The sequence below is a fragment of the Pseudomonas sp. MWU318 genome (assembly GCF_016756945.1).
Lineage (GTDB): Bacteria > Pseudomonadota > Gammaproteobacteria > Pseudomonadales > Pseudomonadaceae > Aquipseudomonas > Aquipseudomonas putida_A.
Window position 1 is genome coordinate 237,026 of the sequence record NZ_JAESJL010000008.1, and the last position, 15,253, is coordinate 252,278.

At 57.1% G+C, this 15,253-nt stretch carries 15 protein-coding genes; 7 read left to right on the forward strand and 8 right to left on the reverse strand.

All coding sequences use genetic code 11. The features are described 5' to 3' along the window. Positions 1-15: 15 nt before the first annotated feature. Positions 16-474 (reverse strand): hypothetical protein, encoded by a 459-nt coding sequence (locus JN524_RS27280; protein WP_237403125.1) that lies wholly within the window; start codon positions 472-474, stop codon positions 16-18. A 186-nt stretch (positions 475-660) separates the two neighbouring features. Between JN524_RS27280 and dusA the strand changes: the two genes are divergently transcribed. Together dusA and JN524_RS19900 are read left to right on the forward strand one after the other, a co-directional pair. Then, entirely contained in the window at positions 661-1,656 is a 996-nt protein-coding gene (gene dusA, locus JN524_RS19895) for a tRNA dihydrouridine(20/20a) synthase DusA (protein ID WP_202370442.1), read from the forward strand. Positions 1,657-1,851: 195 nt separating this feature from the next. Next, positions 1,852-2,106 (forward strand): DUF2388 domain-containing protein, encoded by a 255-nt coding sequence (locus JN524_RS19900; RefSeq protein ID WP_237403126.1) that lies wholly within the window; start codon positions 1,852-1,854, stop codon positions 2,104-2,106. Here the strand turns inward: JN524_RS19900 and JN524_RS19905 are convergent, their stop codons facing one another. Then, on the reverse strand, positions 2,107-2,937 hold the full coding sequence (locus JN524_RS19905; RefSeq protein WP_097088603.1) for an undecaprenyl-diphosphate phosphatase: 831 nt from the start codon (positions 2,935-2,937) through the stop codon (positions 2,107-2,109). A gap of 507 nt (positions 2,938-3,444) precedes the next feature. Between JN524_RS19905 and JN524_RS19910 the strand changes: the two genes are divergently transcribed. The 3 genes from JN524_RS19910 (at position 3,445) to JN524_RS19920 (ending at position 6,893) form a co-directional block, all read left to right on the forward strand. Continuing rightward, on the forward strand, positions 3,445-4,185 hold the full coding sequence (locus JN524_RS19910) for a winged helix-turn-helix domain-containing protein (RefSeq protein WP_202370443.1): 741 nt from the start codon (positions 3,445-3,447) through the stop codon (positions 4,183-4,185). Between the two features lie 278 nt (positions 4,186-4,463). Next, positions 4,464-5,108 carry a winged helix-turn-helix domain-containing protein gene (locus tag JN524_RS19915; protein WP_027611488.1) on the forward strand — a complete coding sequence of 215 codons (645 nt, stop codon included), beginning with the start codon at positions 4,464-4,466 and terminating at the stop codon, positions 5,106-5,108. Between the two features lie 390 nt (positions 5,109-5,498). Further along, the gene (locus JN524_RS19920) at positions 5,499-6,893 is read left to right on the forward strand and encodes an undecaprenyl-phosphate glucose phosphotransferase (protein ID WP_202370444.1); all 1,395 of its coding nucleotides are present in this window, start codon (positions 5,499-5,501) and stop codon (positions 6,891-6,893) included. Between the two features lie 482 nt (positions 6,894-7,375). On the opposite strand, the gene JN524_RS19925 is transcribed toward JN524_RS19920, so the two are convergent. From JN524_RS19925 to galE, 6 genes are all read right to left on the reverse strand, one after another. Beyond that, positions 7,376-9,454 (reverse strand): YjbH domain-containing protein, encoded by a 2,079-nt coding sequence (locus tag JN524_RS19925; RefSeq protein ID WP_202370445.1) that lies wholly within the window; start codon positions 9,452-9,454, stop codon positions 7,376-7,378. Beyond that, positions 9,451-10,212, reverse strand: coding sequence for a capsule biosynthesis GfcC family protein (locus tag JN524_RS19930; protein WP_337248666.1), 762 nt, complete (start codon positions 10,210-10,212; stop codon positions 9,451-9,453). Before JN524_RS19930 ends, JN524_RS19925 begins: the two co-directional genes overlap by 4 nt. Further along, positions 10,209-10,874, reverse strand: a complete 666-nt coding sequence (locus JN524_RS19935) for a YjbF family lipoprotein (protein WP_096797781.1) — start codon at positions 10,872-10,874, stop codon at positions 10,209-10,211. The genes JN524_RS19930 and JN524_RS19935 overlap by 4 nt, the downstream gene beginning before the upstream one ends. 8 nt (positions 10,875-10,882) lie before the next feature. Further along, positions 10,883-11,944, reverse strand: a complete 1,062-nt coding sequence (locus JN524_RS19940; protein ID WP_096797780.1) for a polysaccharide biosynthesis/export family protein — start codon at positions 11,942-11,944, stop codon at positions 10,883-10,885. Positions 11,945-12,088: 144 nt separating this feature from the next. Continuing rightward, entirely contained in the window at positions 12,089-12,325 is a 237-nt protein-coding gene (locus tag JN524_RS19945) for a hypothetical protein (RefSeq protein ID WP_202370446.1), read from the reverse strand. Between the two features lie 231 nt (positions 12,326-12,556). Next, positions 12,557-13,573: a UDP-glucose 4-epimerase GalE gene (galE, locus tag JN524_RS19950; RefSeq protein ID WP_103368819.1), complete on the reverse strand. Its 1,017-nt coding sequence runs from the start codon at positions 13,571-13,573 to the stop codon at positions 12,557-12,559. A 389-nt stretch (positions 13,574-13,962) separates the two neighbouring features. Here galE and galU point away from each other — a divergent pair, with 389 nt between their 5' ends. Together galU and JN524_RS19960 are read left to right on the forward strand one after the other, a co-directional pair. Beyond that, positions 13,963-14,796, forward strand: coding sequence for a UTP--glucose-1-phosphate uridylyltransferase GalU (gene galU, locus JN524_RS19955; RefSeq protein ID WP_103484261.1), 834 nt, complete (start codon positions 13,963-13,965; stop codon positions 14,794-14,796). 38 nt (positions 14,797-14,834) lie between these two features. Further along, complete coding sequence (locus JN524_RS19960; protein WP_183781183.1) at positions 14,835-15,239, forward strand: mannose-1-phosphate guanylyltransferase; 405 nt, start codon at positions 14,835-14,837, stop codon at positions 15,237-15,239. The last annotated feature ends 14 nt before the right edge of the window (positions 15,240-15,253 follow it).

The window sequence follows — 15,253 nt, forward strand, 5'->3', positions numbered from 1 at the left end:
TCACAAAAGCGGACTTCACTTGGAGAATATATAAATCATCGTCCCACCACCGTCACGAACGAAAGCTTGGCACTCAATTGCAACTCCTCTCTGCTCAACCGTAGCGATCTCTCCGCTATCATTAAGCGCCCGCGCCCTACACTGCTTCGAATATTTCATAATATCGGCGGCTGATCGTGTCGAAACCAAACTACCTGCCCTTCCTACTAGATCATAGAATTGCTGAACCGGGGTCGGACCTTCCCATGAGATCGCAACATTCGGTAGGCCGGTTGCGCAGCTAAGAGACAAAGTCATGTATCGCCCATCACGAAAGTGCGTTGTCTGTTTGCCTTCGGTTTGCCTATCCAGTGTTAAGTGACGCTCCGCATAAAGTTTCGAAAGGATTGACTCGCAATTATTAGCAAACGTGCTGTTAGAAAGCGTCAAAAGAGCAATGATGATACCAACGCTGATCCGAAATTTACCGTTCATGAGCGTCCTTTTGTGATCGTTTTCGATCAGTTCTTCAATTAAAAGGGGGTAGATTTATTACTGCCAAGCATTCCCACAATGCTTGGCTACTTTTTGAGCATAGACCTCCACCAGCTCCCAAACCCGTGCTCCCCCATTCCTGATAAACTCCACCACCTCCCAGCCCCACCCAATCCAGAACCGCCAATGTCCCCTATCTCCGCCACACCCGCCCCACTCTCCCGCCGCTTCTCCGTCGCCCCGATGATGGATTGGACGGATAGGCATTGCAGGTACTTCCTACGCCTCCTGTCGAAGAACGCCCTGCTCTACACCGAAATGGTCACCACCGGTGCTCTCCTCAACGGCGATAACGAACGTTTCCTCCGTCACAACGAAGCCGAGCACCCACTGGCGCTGCAACTCGGCGGCAGTATTCCGCTGGATCTGGCCGCTTGCGCCCGCATGGCGCAGGAGCATGGTTACGACGAGGTGAATCTGAATGTTGGCTGCCCGAGTGATCGGGTGCAGAACAATATGATCGGTGCGTGCCTGATGGGGCATCCGCAGTTGGTGGCGGATTGTGTGAAGGCGATGCGCGATGCGGTGTCGATTCCGGTGACGGTGAAGCATCGAATCGGGATCAATGGGCGGGACAGTTACGCCGAGTTGTGTGATTTCGTCGGTAAGGTGCGGGACGCCGGGTGTACCAGTTTTACCGTGCATGCGCGGATTGCGATTCTGGAGGGCTTGTCGCCGAAGGAGAATCGTGACATTCCGCCGTTGCGGTATGACGTGGCGGCGCAGTTGAAGGCGGATTTTCCGGAGCTGGAGATTGTGCTGAACGGCGGGATCAAGACGATGGAGGCCTGCCATGAGCATTTGCAGACCTTTGACGGTGTGATGCTCGGGCGTGAGGCTTATCACAATCCGTATTTGCTGGCGGAGGTCGATCAGCAGTTGTTCGGCAGCAGCGCGCCGGTGATCAGCCGTGCCGAGGCGCTGGCGCAGTTGCGGCCATATATTGCCGAGCATTTGCAGGCGGGCGGTGCGATGCACCACATCACCCGGCACGTGCTGGGGCTGGGCACCGGGTTCCCGGGGGCGCGCAAGTTCCGCCAGTTGTTGTCGGTGGATATTCATAAGGCCAAGGATCCGCTGGCGCTGCTGGATCAGGCTGGCGAGTTGCTGCAAGGGCGTTGATAGATGGTTTGAATGTGCGGGCAACGAATGAGCGTTGCCCGGAGTTTTGATGTGCTGACAGGATGTCTTTTGTTTATGCCCGCGTTTCGCTGTGTTTCGTTCAAGCGCTTTATCCCCCTCGCTCTACTCGCCACCGCCTCTGCCAGTACTCACGCCCACTGCGATTTCATTTGTGGCGCGGGTGAGGAAAGCCCTTTGCAGATCACGCAGTTCACCGGTTTGATGGTGGCGACGACGGTGTTGTCGCCGTTCTACGCAACCTCCAAAGTTTCCGGTCTCAATAAACGTGTTTACTCGCCAGAGGAAATCGAAGCGGCGCGCTATTACCTCGCCAGCGACGGCATGCTGCAAGCCGCGTATTTCACATCAGCCTTGCAGCACTACCGCCAAGAGTCGCCCAACTCGGAGTTGAACGACCTCGCGGATGCGACATTGATCAGCAGTCAGTGATCACGCCGCCGCTTCCGTCCAGTTCACCCAGCCAAACACCCACGTCGCCAGAATCAACAAGCCAAACGCGATCCGATACCAGGCGAACGCGGCGTAGCTGTGGTTGGCGATGAATTTGAGCAGGCCGCGCACGGCGATCATGGCGAAGATGAACGCGATGACAAAACCGAGGGCGAACACTGGCAGGTCGCTGGCCTGGAACAGGTCACGGTATTTGTAGCCGGAATACACCGCGGCGCCGACCATGGTCGGCATGGCGAGGAAAAACGAGAACTCTGTGGCGGCTTTCCGGGACAAGCCGAACAATAAACCGCCGATGATGGTCGAGCCCGAGCGCGACGTGCCGGGAATCATCGCCAGGCATTGCACGAAACCGATTTTCAACGCGTCTGACCAGCGCATGTCGTCGACATGATCGACGCTCACCACATGGTTGCGCTGTTCGGCCCACAACATGACGATGCCGCCCACCACCAAGGCCATGGCTACGGTGATCGGGTTAAACAGGTATTGATGGATTTTGTCAGCGAACAGTACGCCGAGGACCACCGCCGGCAGGAAAGCTATCAGCAGGTTGAGGGTGAAACGTTGCGCATTGCGTTGGGTCGGCAGGCCTTTGACGATGTCGAAGATCTTCGGGCGAAACTCCCAGACCACGGCCAGGATCGCGCCCAGCTGAATAATGATGTTAAACGCCATCGCGCGTTCACCGCCGAAGTCCAGCAGGTCGGCGACGATGATCTGGTGGCCGGTACTGGAGATCGGCAAGAACTCGGTCAGGCCTTCTACCGCGCCCAATATCAACACCTGGATAAAGGTCCAGAAATCCATTAATCCTCCGTCAGAGCGCTCTTGATGAGCGACCGGTCAACTGCATTCAGGAATTGAGTATCTGAAGTTAAACAATCGGTATAACGCGACACCCATTGCCTGATCAGGCGACGGAGAATATGTCTTATCAAAAGACACACTCAAGCCATGTTAATAAACGTCCGCCTACGAACTACTCAAAAAATATTTAGGGCTATAGTAGAAAAAAGTTCGATTGGCCAATAAAGTGTGACCCAGCTCACATTGTCTCAGGATCGTCGACAGTGGCAATTGGACATGAATAAAGCCATCGCCATAGATTCAAAATAGTGGCACAATTCCACATTGCCATCATGTAACGACTAGTTCACAACCCCGAGAAAATCAACTAAAAGCTTGAAATGCTTAATTATTGTTAGAAAACTCGGGAGCCACGTCTAAAAATCGCGTGAATGTTACCAATTGTCAGTCACAGATGAGAACCGGTGCTTTAACATCCCGATGTCAGCACCTAATTCGAGTCAAAGCATGATGCTCTCAGGGAACTTGGCGACTAGAAGTCCGCGCCCGACAAACGACGCACCCGGTGTTCTTACTCTGGGTCGTACCCGTGGCGTGGCCGAACATTTCAGGGCGCTGATCGCAAAGCACGTACGCACTGATATGGCACTTGAGGCCGGTTCGTACACTAGTTCCTATAACAATGAACTTTCTGGTTCGTATCGCGCCATCTTCATCGTTATCGACACTCCACAAGCGCTGGAAGACAATCTTGCGTTGATCGAGAACCTGCGTTCCGACAACTTGAAACCGATCATTTGCGCGGTCATAACCGGTCGCGGCGCTTTCAACAAGATCAAGTACTTCCTGGCCGGTGCCGACTTCTGTATCAAACTCAATACCCTTTCCGACGAGGGCGACGAGTTGCTCGGTGAATTCTTCAACAGTGAAGAATGGCAGCGTGATATCAATCTGACGCTCGACCCGACGCGCATCTGCCTGCTCGGCGGCGCCAGCCAGAAACTCGACATCTCGTTTGCCGAGATGAAGATCCTGGAAGCCTTTGCGCAGACCAGCAATCACATTCTCAGCCATGATGAAATCGCCAGCATCATGGGGCTCAATACCAATTTCTACGACCCGAGAGCGCTGGAAAAATCCATCAGCCGCTTGCGTGGAAAAATCAAGGACATGTATGGTACCAACGCGATTCAGAGCATCCGCGGCTACGGCTATCGCCTGATGCGGGGCCTGATATCGACTGCCTGACTCTCGGGCAGCCATTCTCTTTGCATAATCACGAAGGATCGTCATATGCAACCATACAGCTCAAGTTGTACTTCAAATCTACTAATAATCAAGCCATTGAATGAGCACGGCTACACCGAACCATAACAATAAACTTAACAACATAGCAGCAGAACGAGTGGAATTTATCGAGGCCATTTTGGGCCCAGACCCTGCCTGTCGGTTACTTCCAAGGAAGTTATTGCTCGCCTGCCGATTTACCTTTTCGCCCATTTTGGTGCACATTTTAGGAGAGAGACATGGAAACTAGTACAACCCTCCCAAGAAAATATTTTGTCGTCGTGACCAACAGTACAACGTCGCAGCGTGAACTTGAGAGCATTCTGTCCAGCGAGCGCTTCAATTCGTTTGGCACGTCTCAGGCACAAATGTTTATTGAAGGTGCTACTTCGCCCTCTTCCGCTCCCATGCTGATGGAGTTCACTTACCCAAGGGGCACCCGGAAAAACGTTGCCCGCACGATTGAACACGACACCCAGCGCATATTGGCCACCCTCGAATCGGAATGGCTGTCCGCACAATCGGCGAAGCCGTTTCAAAGTGCAGAGAGCGACAACCGCACTGCCGCCATCGAAGACGCCGCCACCTGTAACGAAACCTGGCATCTGGACAACGATCAAGGCGCCCTGGTCAAGGAAGGCGTCGAGATCAGCCTTACCGGACTGGAAACCGCGCTGGTGCGCAAAATGCTCCATCACGAAGAACGTGTAGTCAGTCGAGATGACCTGATCCTCAGCATCGGCCGCGAGCCGGAGCAATATCGCGGCCTGGAGATGTGCCTGAGTCGCCTGCAGGACAAGTTCAAAAACGCGAGTAATGGTGAGCGATTGTTCCGTGCCGTAAGAAACCGCGGTTATTGCCTCATTCAGGAAATCGTTGCGTAAGTACCGCCGATATCCGCGAACAAAACAAACAGAAAACAGTGCGATTACAAAAACAACAAGAGCACTCTGTTTGGCTTCACCTCCCCTGGTAATAATAGTTCCCTGCCTCCACCCCACCTACAGTAACAAACACAACATAATTTATTCACCCCCCGCTCTGCGACCTTTTCTAACACCGTTGTATTTGATTATTAAAAAGTTGGCACTGTGCCATCTTGTTAGAACTCGTCAGACACCCTCTCCGGCAATAACTTAGTCTATTGATTGACGACAGTTCGGCCTATCGACGTTGTTACCTCAGGACACTCGTCCAATAACAACAACAAGCCTATCTAGCAACTCGGACTTCAACTGTCGAAACCTGAATGGACGTATTTCTGGGGATATCTCATGGAACTTTCTCTACGGATCAATCGAAATAACGGCCTCAAGGGACTTACCTTCTGGGGCCAATGGGCACTGGCGCAGGCTTTCATTGTTGCGTTGTTATTCATACTGGCTGAACGGCACACAGGCACCGTCGAGTTCTATTACCGCATGTGCGCGACACTGGCGGTATTGGCCTCGGTACCGGCGTATACGTTTAGCGGCGTGTACCGCAAGCAGGACAACTACCTGACCGGGCTTGGACGCTTGTTCATGGGCTGGTCGATGACCATGGTGGCGCTGGCCGGCATCGCGTTCGTGTGCAAAGCCGACGAAGTGTTCTCCCGCGAGGTGACGCTGAGCTGGGCGGTCTACGGCTTCCTCGGTCAGGCGCTGATGTACGCGCCACTGCATGCCTTTTCCAAGTACTACCAGCGTTCCCGCACCAGCGCGCAGAAGACCCTGATCGTCGGCACTGGCGAGCTGGCCCTGGGTCTGGCGAAGAAGATCAGTCAGGTGGAAAACCTGCCGCTGGTAGGTTTGGTCAGCAATGGCGCGACACCGAATCTGGATTCGGATGCACCGCGTGTGGTCGGTGATCAGGAAGATTTGCTCGAGCTGATCAAGGATCATGACATCCGCCGTTTGTACATCACCTTGCCGCTGGCCGAGGCCGCGAAAATCGAAGCGATGTACGTCGATTTGCTCGGCGCCAACGTCGATGTGGTCTGGGTGCCGGACTTGAACAGTCTGACCCTGCTCAACCACTCGGTGAAGGTCGTGGATGGTCTGCCGGCGATCTGCCTCAACGAAAGTCCGCTGACCAGCCGCCCTACCGCTGCGCTGAGCAAGAGTCTGGTGGAAAAAGGCGTGGCGCTGCTGGCGATCATCCTGTTGAGTCCGGTGCTGCTGTTCATCGCGCTGGCAGTGAAGATCAACTCGCCGGGGCCGGTGTTCTTCAAACAGGATCGCCACGGCTGGAACGGCAAGGTGATTCAGGTGTGGAAATTCCGCTCGATGCGCGTGCACGATGATCGTGAAGTGGTTCAGGCCAGCCGTAATGACTCGCGTATTACTGCGGTCGGGCGCTTCATACGCCGCACCTCGCTGGATGAGCTGCCGCAATTGTTCAACGTGCTGCAGGGGCAGATGGCTTTGGTCGGCCCACGTCCGCACGCGGTGGCGCACAACCACTACTACTCGGGGAAAATCCTCGCGTACATGGCCCGTCATCGAATCAAACCTGGCATCACCGGGCTGGCGCAAATCAGCGGCTGCCGTGGCGAGACCGACACCATCGACAAGATGCAGCGGCGGGTGGAGATGGACCTGCATTACATCAACAACTGGTCGTTGTGGCTGGATCTGAAGATCCTGGTGAAGACGCCGTTTACGTTGTTGTCGAAAGATATTTATTGATGGACTGGTGACAAGCCAGGCGATACCGCAAGGGGACGAAAGTCCCCTTTTTTGTGGGCGGGATTTGATGGTGGGTCAGGCGGTTGCAATAGTGGCAGTGCCGACGTCTTCGCGGGCAAGCCCGCTCCCACAGGGTCCGGCGGTGTTCACTCAAATCGGGCACACCAAAAAATCATTGTGGGAGCTTGCCTGCAAGCGATAGCGGTGGGTCAGGCAACATGGATTTTGAATGGACTGGCGCCTTCGCGAGCAGGCTCGCTCCCACAGGGATTGGGGTGTGGATCAAGATATTTGCTTCACCCTCGAACCACTGTGGGAGCGTGGCTTGCCCGCGAAAGCGGTGGGTCAGGCAGCACAGATGTTGAATGTGCCGATGCCTTCGCGAGCAAGCCCGCTCCAACCGGGATGGGGCTTGGGTCGGGATGTGTGGCCTCACTGCAGGCTCACTCCTACAGGGAGAGGGATGTGGGGTGGCTCGGGGTTTACTCGGTAATCTTCGAGAAGTTGCGGTAGAACATGTCACCCTCGCGGCTATCGGTCATCGAGTGCAGCTGGAAGCTGCGATTAAGCCTGGCGCCGCCGTCACGGGTCAGGGGGGCCCAGACCAGGTTGGCGCGGCGCATGGTCGACATGCTCATCATTTCGTCGAACGGGATCGACAGGTAGATGCCCTTGTCGAAACTACCCTCCCCGTACTCGGCGCTGCCAGCCGTGGTGATCGTGGCCCAGGCGCCGAAGCGCACACCGTTGAAAAACTCGCGGGAGATGTCCAGCGTACCGCCCCAGTCGCCGGCCAGATAACGACCGACGCTGACTGCTGCCAGCGTGTCGTACGGCAAGTCGGTGTAACCGGTGATGTGCCCCGTCCAGACCGAGTAGTCGCGCAGGCCGAAACCCTGGTCGAACTCGCGCTGACGCACATAGTTCAGATCCGCCCCCACCGACCAGCGCTCACCGGTCGGCCGGAACAGCACCTCACCGCCGACGCCGGCAAACATCGACTCCAGATAGCCGCCGTAGATCATGCCATACAGGTCTTTGTCCAACTGCTCGGCATGGCTGACCTGGAACAATGGCATGGTCACTTCCGAGGTGGTCAGGTACTGACGCAAGTCGGTACGCACCCGTGGCAGGCCGCTCGGTGCATCGTAGGTGAACTTGCCGAAGTTGTTCACCAGGTTGGCACTGAGCAGGCCGTTCCACCAGGTGTTGCGGTTGAAGCGGTACTCGGCGTCCGCATCGGCGCTGAATTGATAGAGCAAACCATCCGGGCCACCGACGTTCTGCTTGAAGCCCAGGCCGACGCCATAATTGAAGTGCTGCGGTGCTTCGCTGTAGAGGGTTTTCTCGTTGTGCGGCATCGCCGGGTTGATCTCGGTGGTGCGGTGCAACGACTCCAGCGGCTCCTCGTTGTTGATCACTTCTCGGAAGGTCTGGCGCGGCACGCTGGTCTCTTCCAGCGGCAGGTCGTAACGCTTGTTGACCACGGTGAACCAGTTGATGTCGTCGTTCACACTGTTATCGAGAATCCGGCTCGCGCGACCAACAGCCTTCGACGAATGGAAGTAGCGCTGCTGCTCGCCGTAGACGATCAACTCGGAATCACGCTGACTGATGCGCTCGACCTTGTACCCGGCATTCTGCTGCAGGCGTTGCGACACGTCGGCCCAGTTGACCTGTTCCATCGGCGTGGTCGGCATCTTCGCCGGCAGCGGTTCCGGCGTCGGGTCGTAGGTCTTGGCCGGCGCCTTGCGGCTGACAAAATTGGTATGGAACGTGATGCCGAACATCGCCGTGTTGCCCCGCTCCCACGCCGCGCTGACGTCCACCGAATCGGCCACCTTGAACACCGCGCCGAAGTTGATCGGCGAGTCTTGCTTGATCACGTTGTCCTTCGGCTCGTGCTTGTAATCGTTGCCTTCGTATTCGAGTTTCAGGCTGAGTCGATCCCACGGCGTCTGATAGCTCACACCACCGAAGAACGAAGGCTTGCCACGGAAGTACGAACCGGCGTTGACGTCGCCGGTGCCTTCCAGGGCCGGACGGGTCTTGAAGCGATCATCGAGATAGCCCAGCGGGTTGTCGAGGTCGCCGCGATTACCGAGATAACCCCAGGCAATGCCGGCGCTGAAATCGAAATTATCAAAGCGCTTGTTGGCGACGAAATATTCGCTGGCGAACAAGCCGGTACCGCCAATGTCTCGGAAGCCCAAAGCGACATCGGGGGCCCAGTGGGTTTCCTGCCACAGCCGGACTTTGGCATCGACCGCCTTGTCCTTATAGCTCTGGCTGCCGCTCATCGACTCCGGCCCGTACGGGCGGTTGGTGATGGCGGTGTAGCGGAACGAGCCTTCGAGCCAGTCCAGCGGCTGCAGCGACACGCTGTAGCGGCTGTAAGGCTCGGTGCGGTTGGCGTTGACGCTCAGTTCGCCGGCCGGGGCCATGCGCGCGGTCGGGGTCTGCAACAGACCGGTGCCGCCGAAATCATTTTGGGTAATACGCGGCTCGGCATGCACCAGACCGCACGGCAATAACAACACAGCTGCAAAACGTAACTTCAACGAACCACCTCAGCCAGCTGCGTGGCAATCAATTCGGCCAACTGCTGATTCAGTTCAGGAACAGGCGGATCCAGATCATCATTCTTCACCGGCACCAGAATCTGGCTGCCGGCCACGGGGAACTGCCCGCTCTCGCGATTCCAGTGCGCGATACCCACGCGCCGCACCGCACCATTGGGCTGGATCAGCCACAGGTAATCGGCCTCGGCATCGTCCAGCGGCGTGCAGCTTTCCAGGTACTCACGCGCCTCCAGCAAGGGCTGATAAGGCAGGTGGCAGTTCTCGGCAACCGCGCCCAGCACTTGCACCTCGTCGACCCGTTTCGGGTAGATCAGCTGATCGCCATCGTCGAGACGAATGTTGCGCGCGAAACCGACCTCCACCGCGACCGGATCGAGGTCCGCCACCTGACGCCCGGTGACCGGCATTTGCCGCACCTGCTCGGCCAGGCGCAGCGCCAGCGCCGCGCGACTGGGTCGGTCAAACAACGAGGCCATGCGCTGCAACACATCGAGATCAAACAACACCCCGGCCTTGAGCCGCGCCTGCTGTTCCAGCAACGACTGGCGCAGCAACACGCCGGCCAGCCAGTAACCTTCGGCATTCGGCACCGCCACGCTGATCACGTCGAGCAAGCGCCCGCCCGGTGGCAATTCCACCGGCCCTGGGTTGGCGACATCGCCGCTGACGGTGACCGCTGCCTGACCGACGCCACTGAGCAACAGCAAACCTGCCGATAACATCCGTAGGCGCTTCACGGCAGATGCCTGCGATCAGGGGTCAGTTGCACGATGCGCACGCGCATTTGCGCGGTCAGTTGCTGCTCGCTCTGCAGGATGAATCCGTCCAGCGGATCGACCCAGTAATGGTTGGTCGCGCGCAGGCCGATGGCCGGGACGTCGATACGTTCGTCGACACGCAGCACGGTGTATTCCTTGTCGAGAATTTGCAGGGTTTGTGTGGATCGACGGGAGAACCGGCTGTTGACGATCAAGCCGACTTCCTGGCCCTTGTACAGGTCGATCCAGCGCTGACTGGTAAAACCATCGACGACTTGATGCAGGCCGCGTTTGAACGGTGCGTTGTCGGCCAGCCGCGTGCCGTCCAGGTCGCCCTCGACGCCGAGGCCGATGGTGCGCACGGCGAGGCCATCACGCAGCAGCAACACCTGTTTACCGGAGGCGACCCAGAACTGCAGGTCTTCACGCTCGCGCACCAGCGCCAGCACCCCGGAGCCGGACGGCGTGGTCAGTTTGACTTGCGGATACTTGACCTCGGCGACCTGGGCCGCACTCACGTCCAACTCGTCCGGGCCGATCACCGCCGACTTGAGGTTGCGCACCGAGGCGGTCATCAGCGGGTTACAGCCACACAACATCAAGGCCGCCATCAGGCAGACGCCAACTTTCAAGGTTTTCACGGTCGGCCTTATTTGCTGTTGTTACTGAATTCGCTCCAGTTCTTCGCAGCGGAAGCCCCGGTCCCGACAATCGATGCCGACGGCACCAGTTGGCTGATGAAGCGGTTCCAGCGCGTGACGTTGGCCGGGCCGACGTAAACCACATCCTGGGGGCGCACTTCAAAGTGCGAAGCGAGTGCCATGGCGGTCGGCGACTGGGCTTCCAGTTGATAGATCTTCGCCGGCTCGACATCGAGGTTTTCCACCCCGCGAATCACGTACACCGCGTTGCCGTTGGAGGTGGTCTGGCTCAAGCCGCCGACCGAACCGAGCACGTCGGAGAGGTTCATCGTCGCGGTCTTGAAGCTCAGCGCACGGGGCTGATTGACTTCGCCCATGACGTAGATGCGCTTGTTGTCGTTGTACGGCAGATACAGCTGATCGCCGCCCTTGAGGAAGACGTGCTGCAACTCGGAGTCCTGCTGGTTGAGCGAGTCGAGATTGAGCGGATACACCCGGCCATTGCGGGTCAGCAGCAGGCCCGACAGATCGGCGTTATTGGTGTCGATGCCGGCAGTGCCGAGGGCCTCGACCACGCTCAACGGGTTGGTGGAAATCGGCTGCGGGCCGGCCTTGGCCACGGCGCCGGAAACCACCACTTTCTGACTGGCGAAACGCAGCACCGCGACATCCACCTGCGGCTCGGCGATGAACGCCGACAGGCGGGTTTCGATGTCCGAGCGCAGTTGTTGAATAGTCTTGCCGGCCGCCTGCACTTCCTTGATGAACGGGTAGTACAGCGTGCCATCGGAGCGCACCAGTCGACCGTTGGCGTCGATCTGCTGTTGTGCCCCCGATGGCGCGGTCAGCTCCGGATGATCCCAGACCGTGATGTACAGCACATCGTTGCTGCCGATGCGGTATTCCGCAGGCGTTGCCAACAGTTCCGACGGTACCGTCTCACGCTTCTGCGTGGCACGGGTCATCGAGATCAACTTGGGCGTGATCGGGATCAACTCGACCCGACTGCTTTCGCTGGCGCCCTGGCGCGTGATGTCGCCGGTGCTCAGGTACTGGCCGGGGGAAAACATGCAACCTTGCAAAGCGATACTTGCCAACAGCAAAAGAGAAAAACTACGAGTCATAATGGCACTACGCTATTCAAGGGCGAATCTAAAAATAAAGTCACCCGACTTGCGTCGGGCGACCCTGTACTGCACTAACAAATGTTCCTGTTAGTTGTGCGTGCCAGTGGTGCCGGTAGTACCGGTGGTGCCAGTGGTACCGCCGTTGGCACTTCCGCCGCTGTTGGACGCCGCGAATGCACTGGCAACCATTGCAGTACTGGCAGCAGGCGCTGTAGAAGCCGCAACACTGCCAGATACATTGGTCACCGCAGTTAGCGGCGCTTCAGCAGCGGACGCCCAGTTGCTCAACATCGTCAACAGGGCAATCGCCATCACTTTTTTCATATCAACTCCTTTCTAACATTCGACCTGTTAAAAACCGGTCTTTGTTAGCGGTGGTAGCGTTCAAGTCCGCGAAAAGCGCGAACAAGATCCGTCGTTCTTTCACAGTCTTACCCAACTGATAAAAGTCGAACGGCAGGTTTATATCTACGGACTTGCAAAAGGCATTTCCAGCGTATTTTCCCGACGATATCTAACAGCTGACCGAAACTAACATTCAGTATTAGAACGACATCATTCGAGATAACCGCGCGGATGATTCGATTGCCAGCGCCAAGTGTCGGTGACCATGTCCTGCAGACTGCGCGTGGCTTTCCAGCCGAGTTCTTTTTGCGCTTTCGAGGCGTCGGCCCAGCTCTCGGCAATGTCCCCGCTGCGCCGTGGCATCACCCGGTACGGCACCGGACGTCCACTGGCTTGTTCGAAGGCATGCAGCACTTGCATCACGCTGTAGCCGTCGCCGGTGCCAAGGTTCCAGGTATGAATGCCCGGACGGTCGGCAATCGATTGCAAGGCTTTGAGATGGCCATCGGCGAGGTCGACGACGTGGATGTAATCGCGAACCCCGGTGCCATCGATCGTCGGGTAATCGTCGCCGAAAATCGACAGTTCCTGCAGGCTGCCGACCGCGACCTGGCTGATGTATGGCAGCAGGTTATTCGGAATGCCGCTGGGGTCTTCGCCCATATGCCCGCTGTGATGCGCGCCGATCGGGTTGAAGTAACGCAGCAAGGCGATGCTCCAGCGCGGCTCGGCCTGACTCAGGTCGCGCAGCACGTTCTCGACGATCAGCTTGGATTGACCATAAGGATTGGTCGGAATGCCGGTGGGGAAATCCTCGCGGATCGGCATCTGCTCAGGTTCGCCGTACACCGTGGCCGACGAGCTGAACACCAATCGGAACACCCCGGCTGCGGCCATCGCTTGACACAGCGTGATACTGCCGCCGACGTTGTTCTCGTAATAATCCAGCGGCTTGCGCACGCTCTCGCCGACGGCTTTGAGCCCGGCAAAATGCAGCACCGCGTCGATCGCATGCTCGCGGAAAATCCGGTCGAGCAACGCCCGGTCGCAGACATCGCCGCGAATCATCAACGCGCTTTTGCCGCAGATACCTTCTATCGCGTGCAATGCCGCATCGCTGCTGTTGCAAAGATTATCCAGTACAACAACTTCATAACCTGCTTCAAGCAGCGCAAGTGTGGTGTGCGAGCCGATATAGCCGGCGCCACCCGTTACCAGAATCTTCATAGCGCGGTCCGTCATTGGATAAGTGACAAGTAGCCTGTCAAGTCCCTTTCATTGAATCTGTGGCGCACCACACAAATAAGGACGACAACAGCCTTAAACAAAATTAGTTCAACCACTGGCAATAAATATTTTTGCAGGTCAAACTGTATTGCCCGGTACTTATTAGCACCCCAAGTACACTCATCACTATCAACAGATACCGACTAAAAATAACTAATAACGCCTTAACCGACATCTCATAACATTGTCATGTTTTACCCCCTGCGCTAATTGCCATTAACAACCTGACTCAGGTATTAAAGTACTCGTTCAATAATCATTGAAACTTGTGTGCTTTGATAAGTGCGCGCATCCGTTGCCTGTGTTCCATGACTGTCCAGGATATTTTTATGATTCGTAAATGTTTGTTCCCCGCTGCCGGTTACGGCACGCGTTTCTTGCCGGCGACCAAAGCCATGCCGAAAGAGATGCTGCCGATCGTCAACAAGCCGTTGATCGAATACGCCGTTGAAGAAGCACGGGACGCCGGCCTGCAACACATGGCCATTGTCACCGGTCGGGGCAAGCGTGCGCTGGAAGACCACTTCGATATCAGCTACGAACTCGAACACCAGATCCGCGGCACCGAGAAAGAGAAATTCCTCGCTGGCACCCGCGAGCTGATCGACACCTGCACCTTCTCCTACACCCGTCAGGTGGAAATGAAGGGCCTCGGTCACGCGATTCTCAGCGGCCGCCCGTTGATCGGCGATGAACCTTTCGCCGTGGTGCTGGCCGATGACCTGTGCCTGAACCTGGAAGGTGACGGCGTGCTGTCGCAGATGATCCAGCTGTACAAGAAATTCCGCTGCTCGATCGTCGCCATCCAGGAAGTCCCGGCCGACCAGACCCACAAATACGGGGTGATCGCCGGCGAGCTGATGTCCGACGGCATCTACCGGGTCAATAACATGGTGGAAAAACCGGCACCGCAGGACGCGCCGTCGAACCTGGCGATCATCGGCCGCTACATCCTCACCCCGGATATTTTCGACCTGATCGCCGACACCCAACCGGGCAAGGGCGGCGAGATCCAGATCACCGACGCGCTGATGAAACAGGCGCAGAACGGTTGCGTGCTGGCCTACAAGTTCAAGGGTCTGCGCTTCGACTGCGGCGACGCCGAGGGTTATTTGCAGGCGACCAACTTCTGCTACGACAACGTCTACCTCAAGGGCCGCTGAGACGGTTCCCGCCCACTTCTCTTTTCAGGAGGCAACCCATGAACATGGCACAGCATGCAGCAGAGATTGAACGGGAGGTGGGCAACCTCGGCACGGTGAGCTGGCTGTCACACCATCAGCCGTTGCCCAGCGCCAACGAGTCGTGGCTGGGCAGTATTCTGCTGGTGGAACGCATCGGCATGTTTCCCTCGTCCGGCGACATTCGCCGCACGCTGGCGGATCCCTATCCCCTGCTCGCCCATCTGAAACAACGGTATGCCGAGCAGGCGCTGGAAATGGACGATCGTGATGGCCTGAAGGTGATCTTCAGCGACTGGCGCTTCCGCGTACGCCTGTGCTGCAACGAGCCGGCGATCATCATCAATGTCGAGACGCGGTGTGCCACGCAACTGATGCCGCAGAAAACGGCTGAGCTCCTGAGCCAGATAGATAACTTCAAATAAAAACACTCCCCCTG

What these genes read in the sequence shown, in the direction of transcription:
- JN524_RS27280 (WP_237403125.1), bottom strand. Translation starts at nt 474, where the DNA reads ATGAACGGTAAATTTCGGATCAGCGTTGGTATCATCATTGCTCTTTTG.
- dusA (WP_202370442.1), top strand. Translation starts at nt 661, where the DNA reads ATGTCCCCTATCTCCGCCACACCCGCCCCACTCTCCCGCCGCTTCTCC.
- JN524_RS19905 (WP_097088603.1), bottom strand. Translation starts at nt 2,937, where the DNA reads ATGGATTTCTGGACCTTTATCCAGGTGTTGATATTGGGCGCGGTAGAA.
- JN524_RS19910 (WP_202370443.1), top strand. Translation starts at nt 3,445, where the DNA reads ATGATGCTCTCAGGGAACTTGGCGACTAGAAGTCCGCGCCCGACAAAC.
- JN524_RS19915 (WP_027611488.1), top strand. Translation starts at nt 4,464, where the DNA reads ATGGAAACTAGTACAACCCTCCCAAGAAAATATTTTGTCGTCGTGACC.
- JN524_RS19920 (WP_202370444.1), top strand. Translation starts at nt 5,499, where the DNA reads ATGGAACTTTCTCTACGGATCAATCGAAATAACGGCCTCAAGGGACTT.
- JN524_RS19940 (WP_096797780.1), bottom strand. Translation starts at nt 11,944, where the DNA reads ATGTTTTCCCCCGGCCAGTACCTGAGCACCGGCGACATCACGCGCCAG.
- JN524_RS19945 (WP_202370446.1), bottom strand. Translation starts at nt 12,325, where the DNA reads ATGAAAAAAGTGATGGCGATTGCCCTGTTGACGATGTTGAGCAACTGG.
- galE (WP_103368819.1), bottom strand. Translation starts at nt 13,573, where the DNA reads ATGAAGATTCTGGTAACGGGTGGCGCCGGCTATATCGGCTCGCACACC.
- galU (WP_103484261.1), top strand. Translation starts at nt 13,963, where the DNA reads ATGATTCGTAAATGTTTGTTCCCCGCTGCCGGTTACGGCACGCGTTTC.
- JN524_RS19960 (WP_183781183.1), top strand. Translation starts at nt 14,835, where the DNA reads ATGAACATGGCACAGCATGCAGCAGAGATTGAACGGGAGGTGGGCAAC.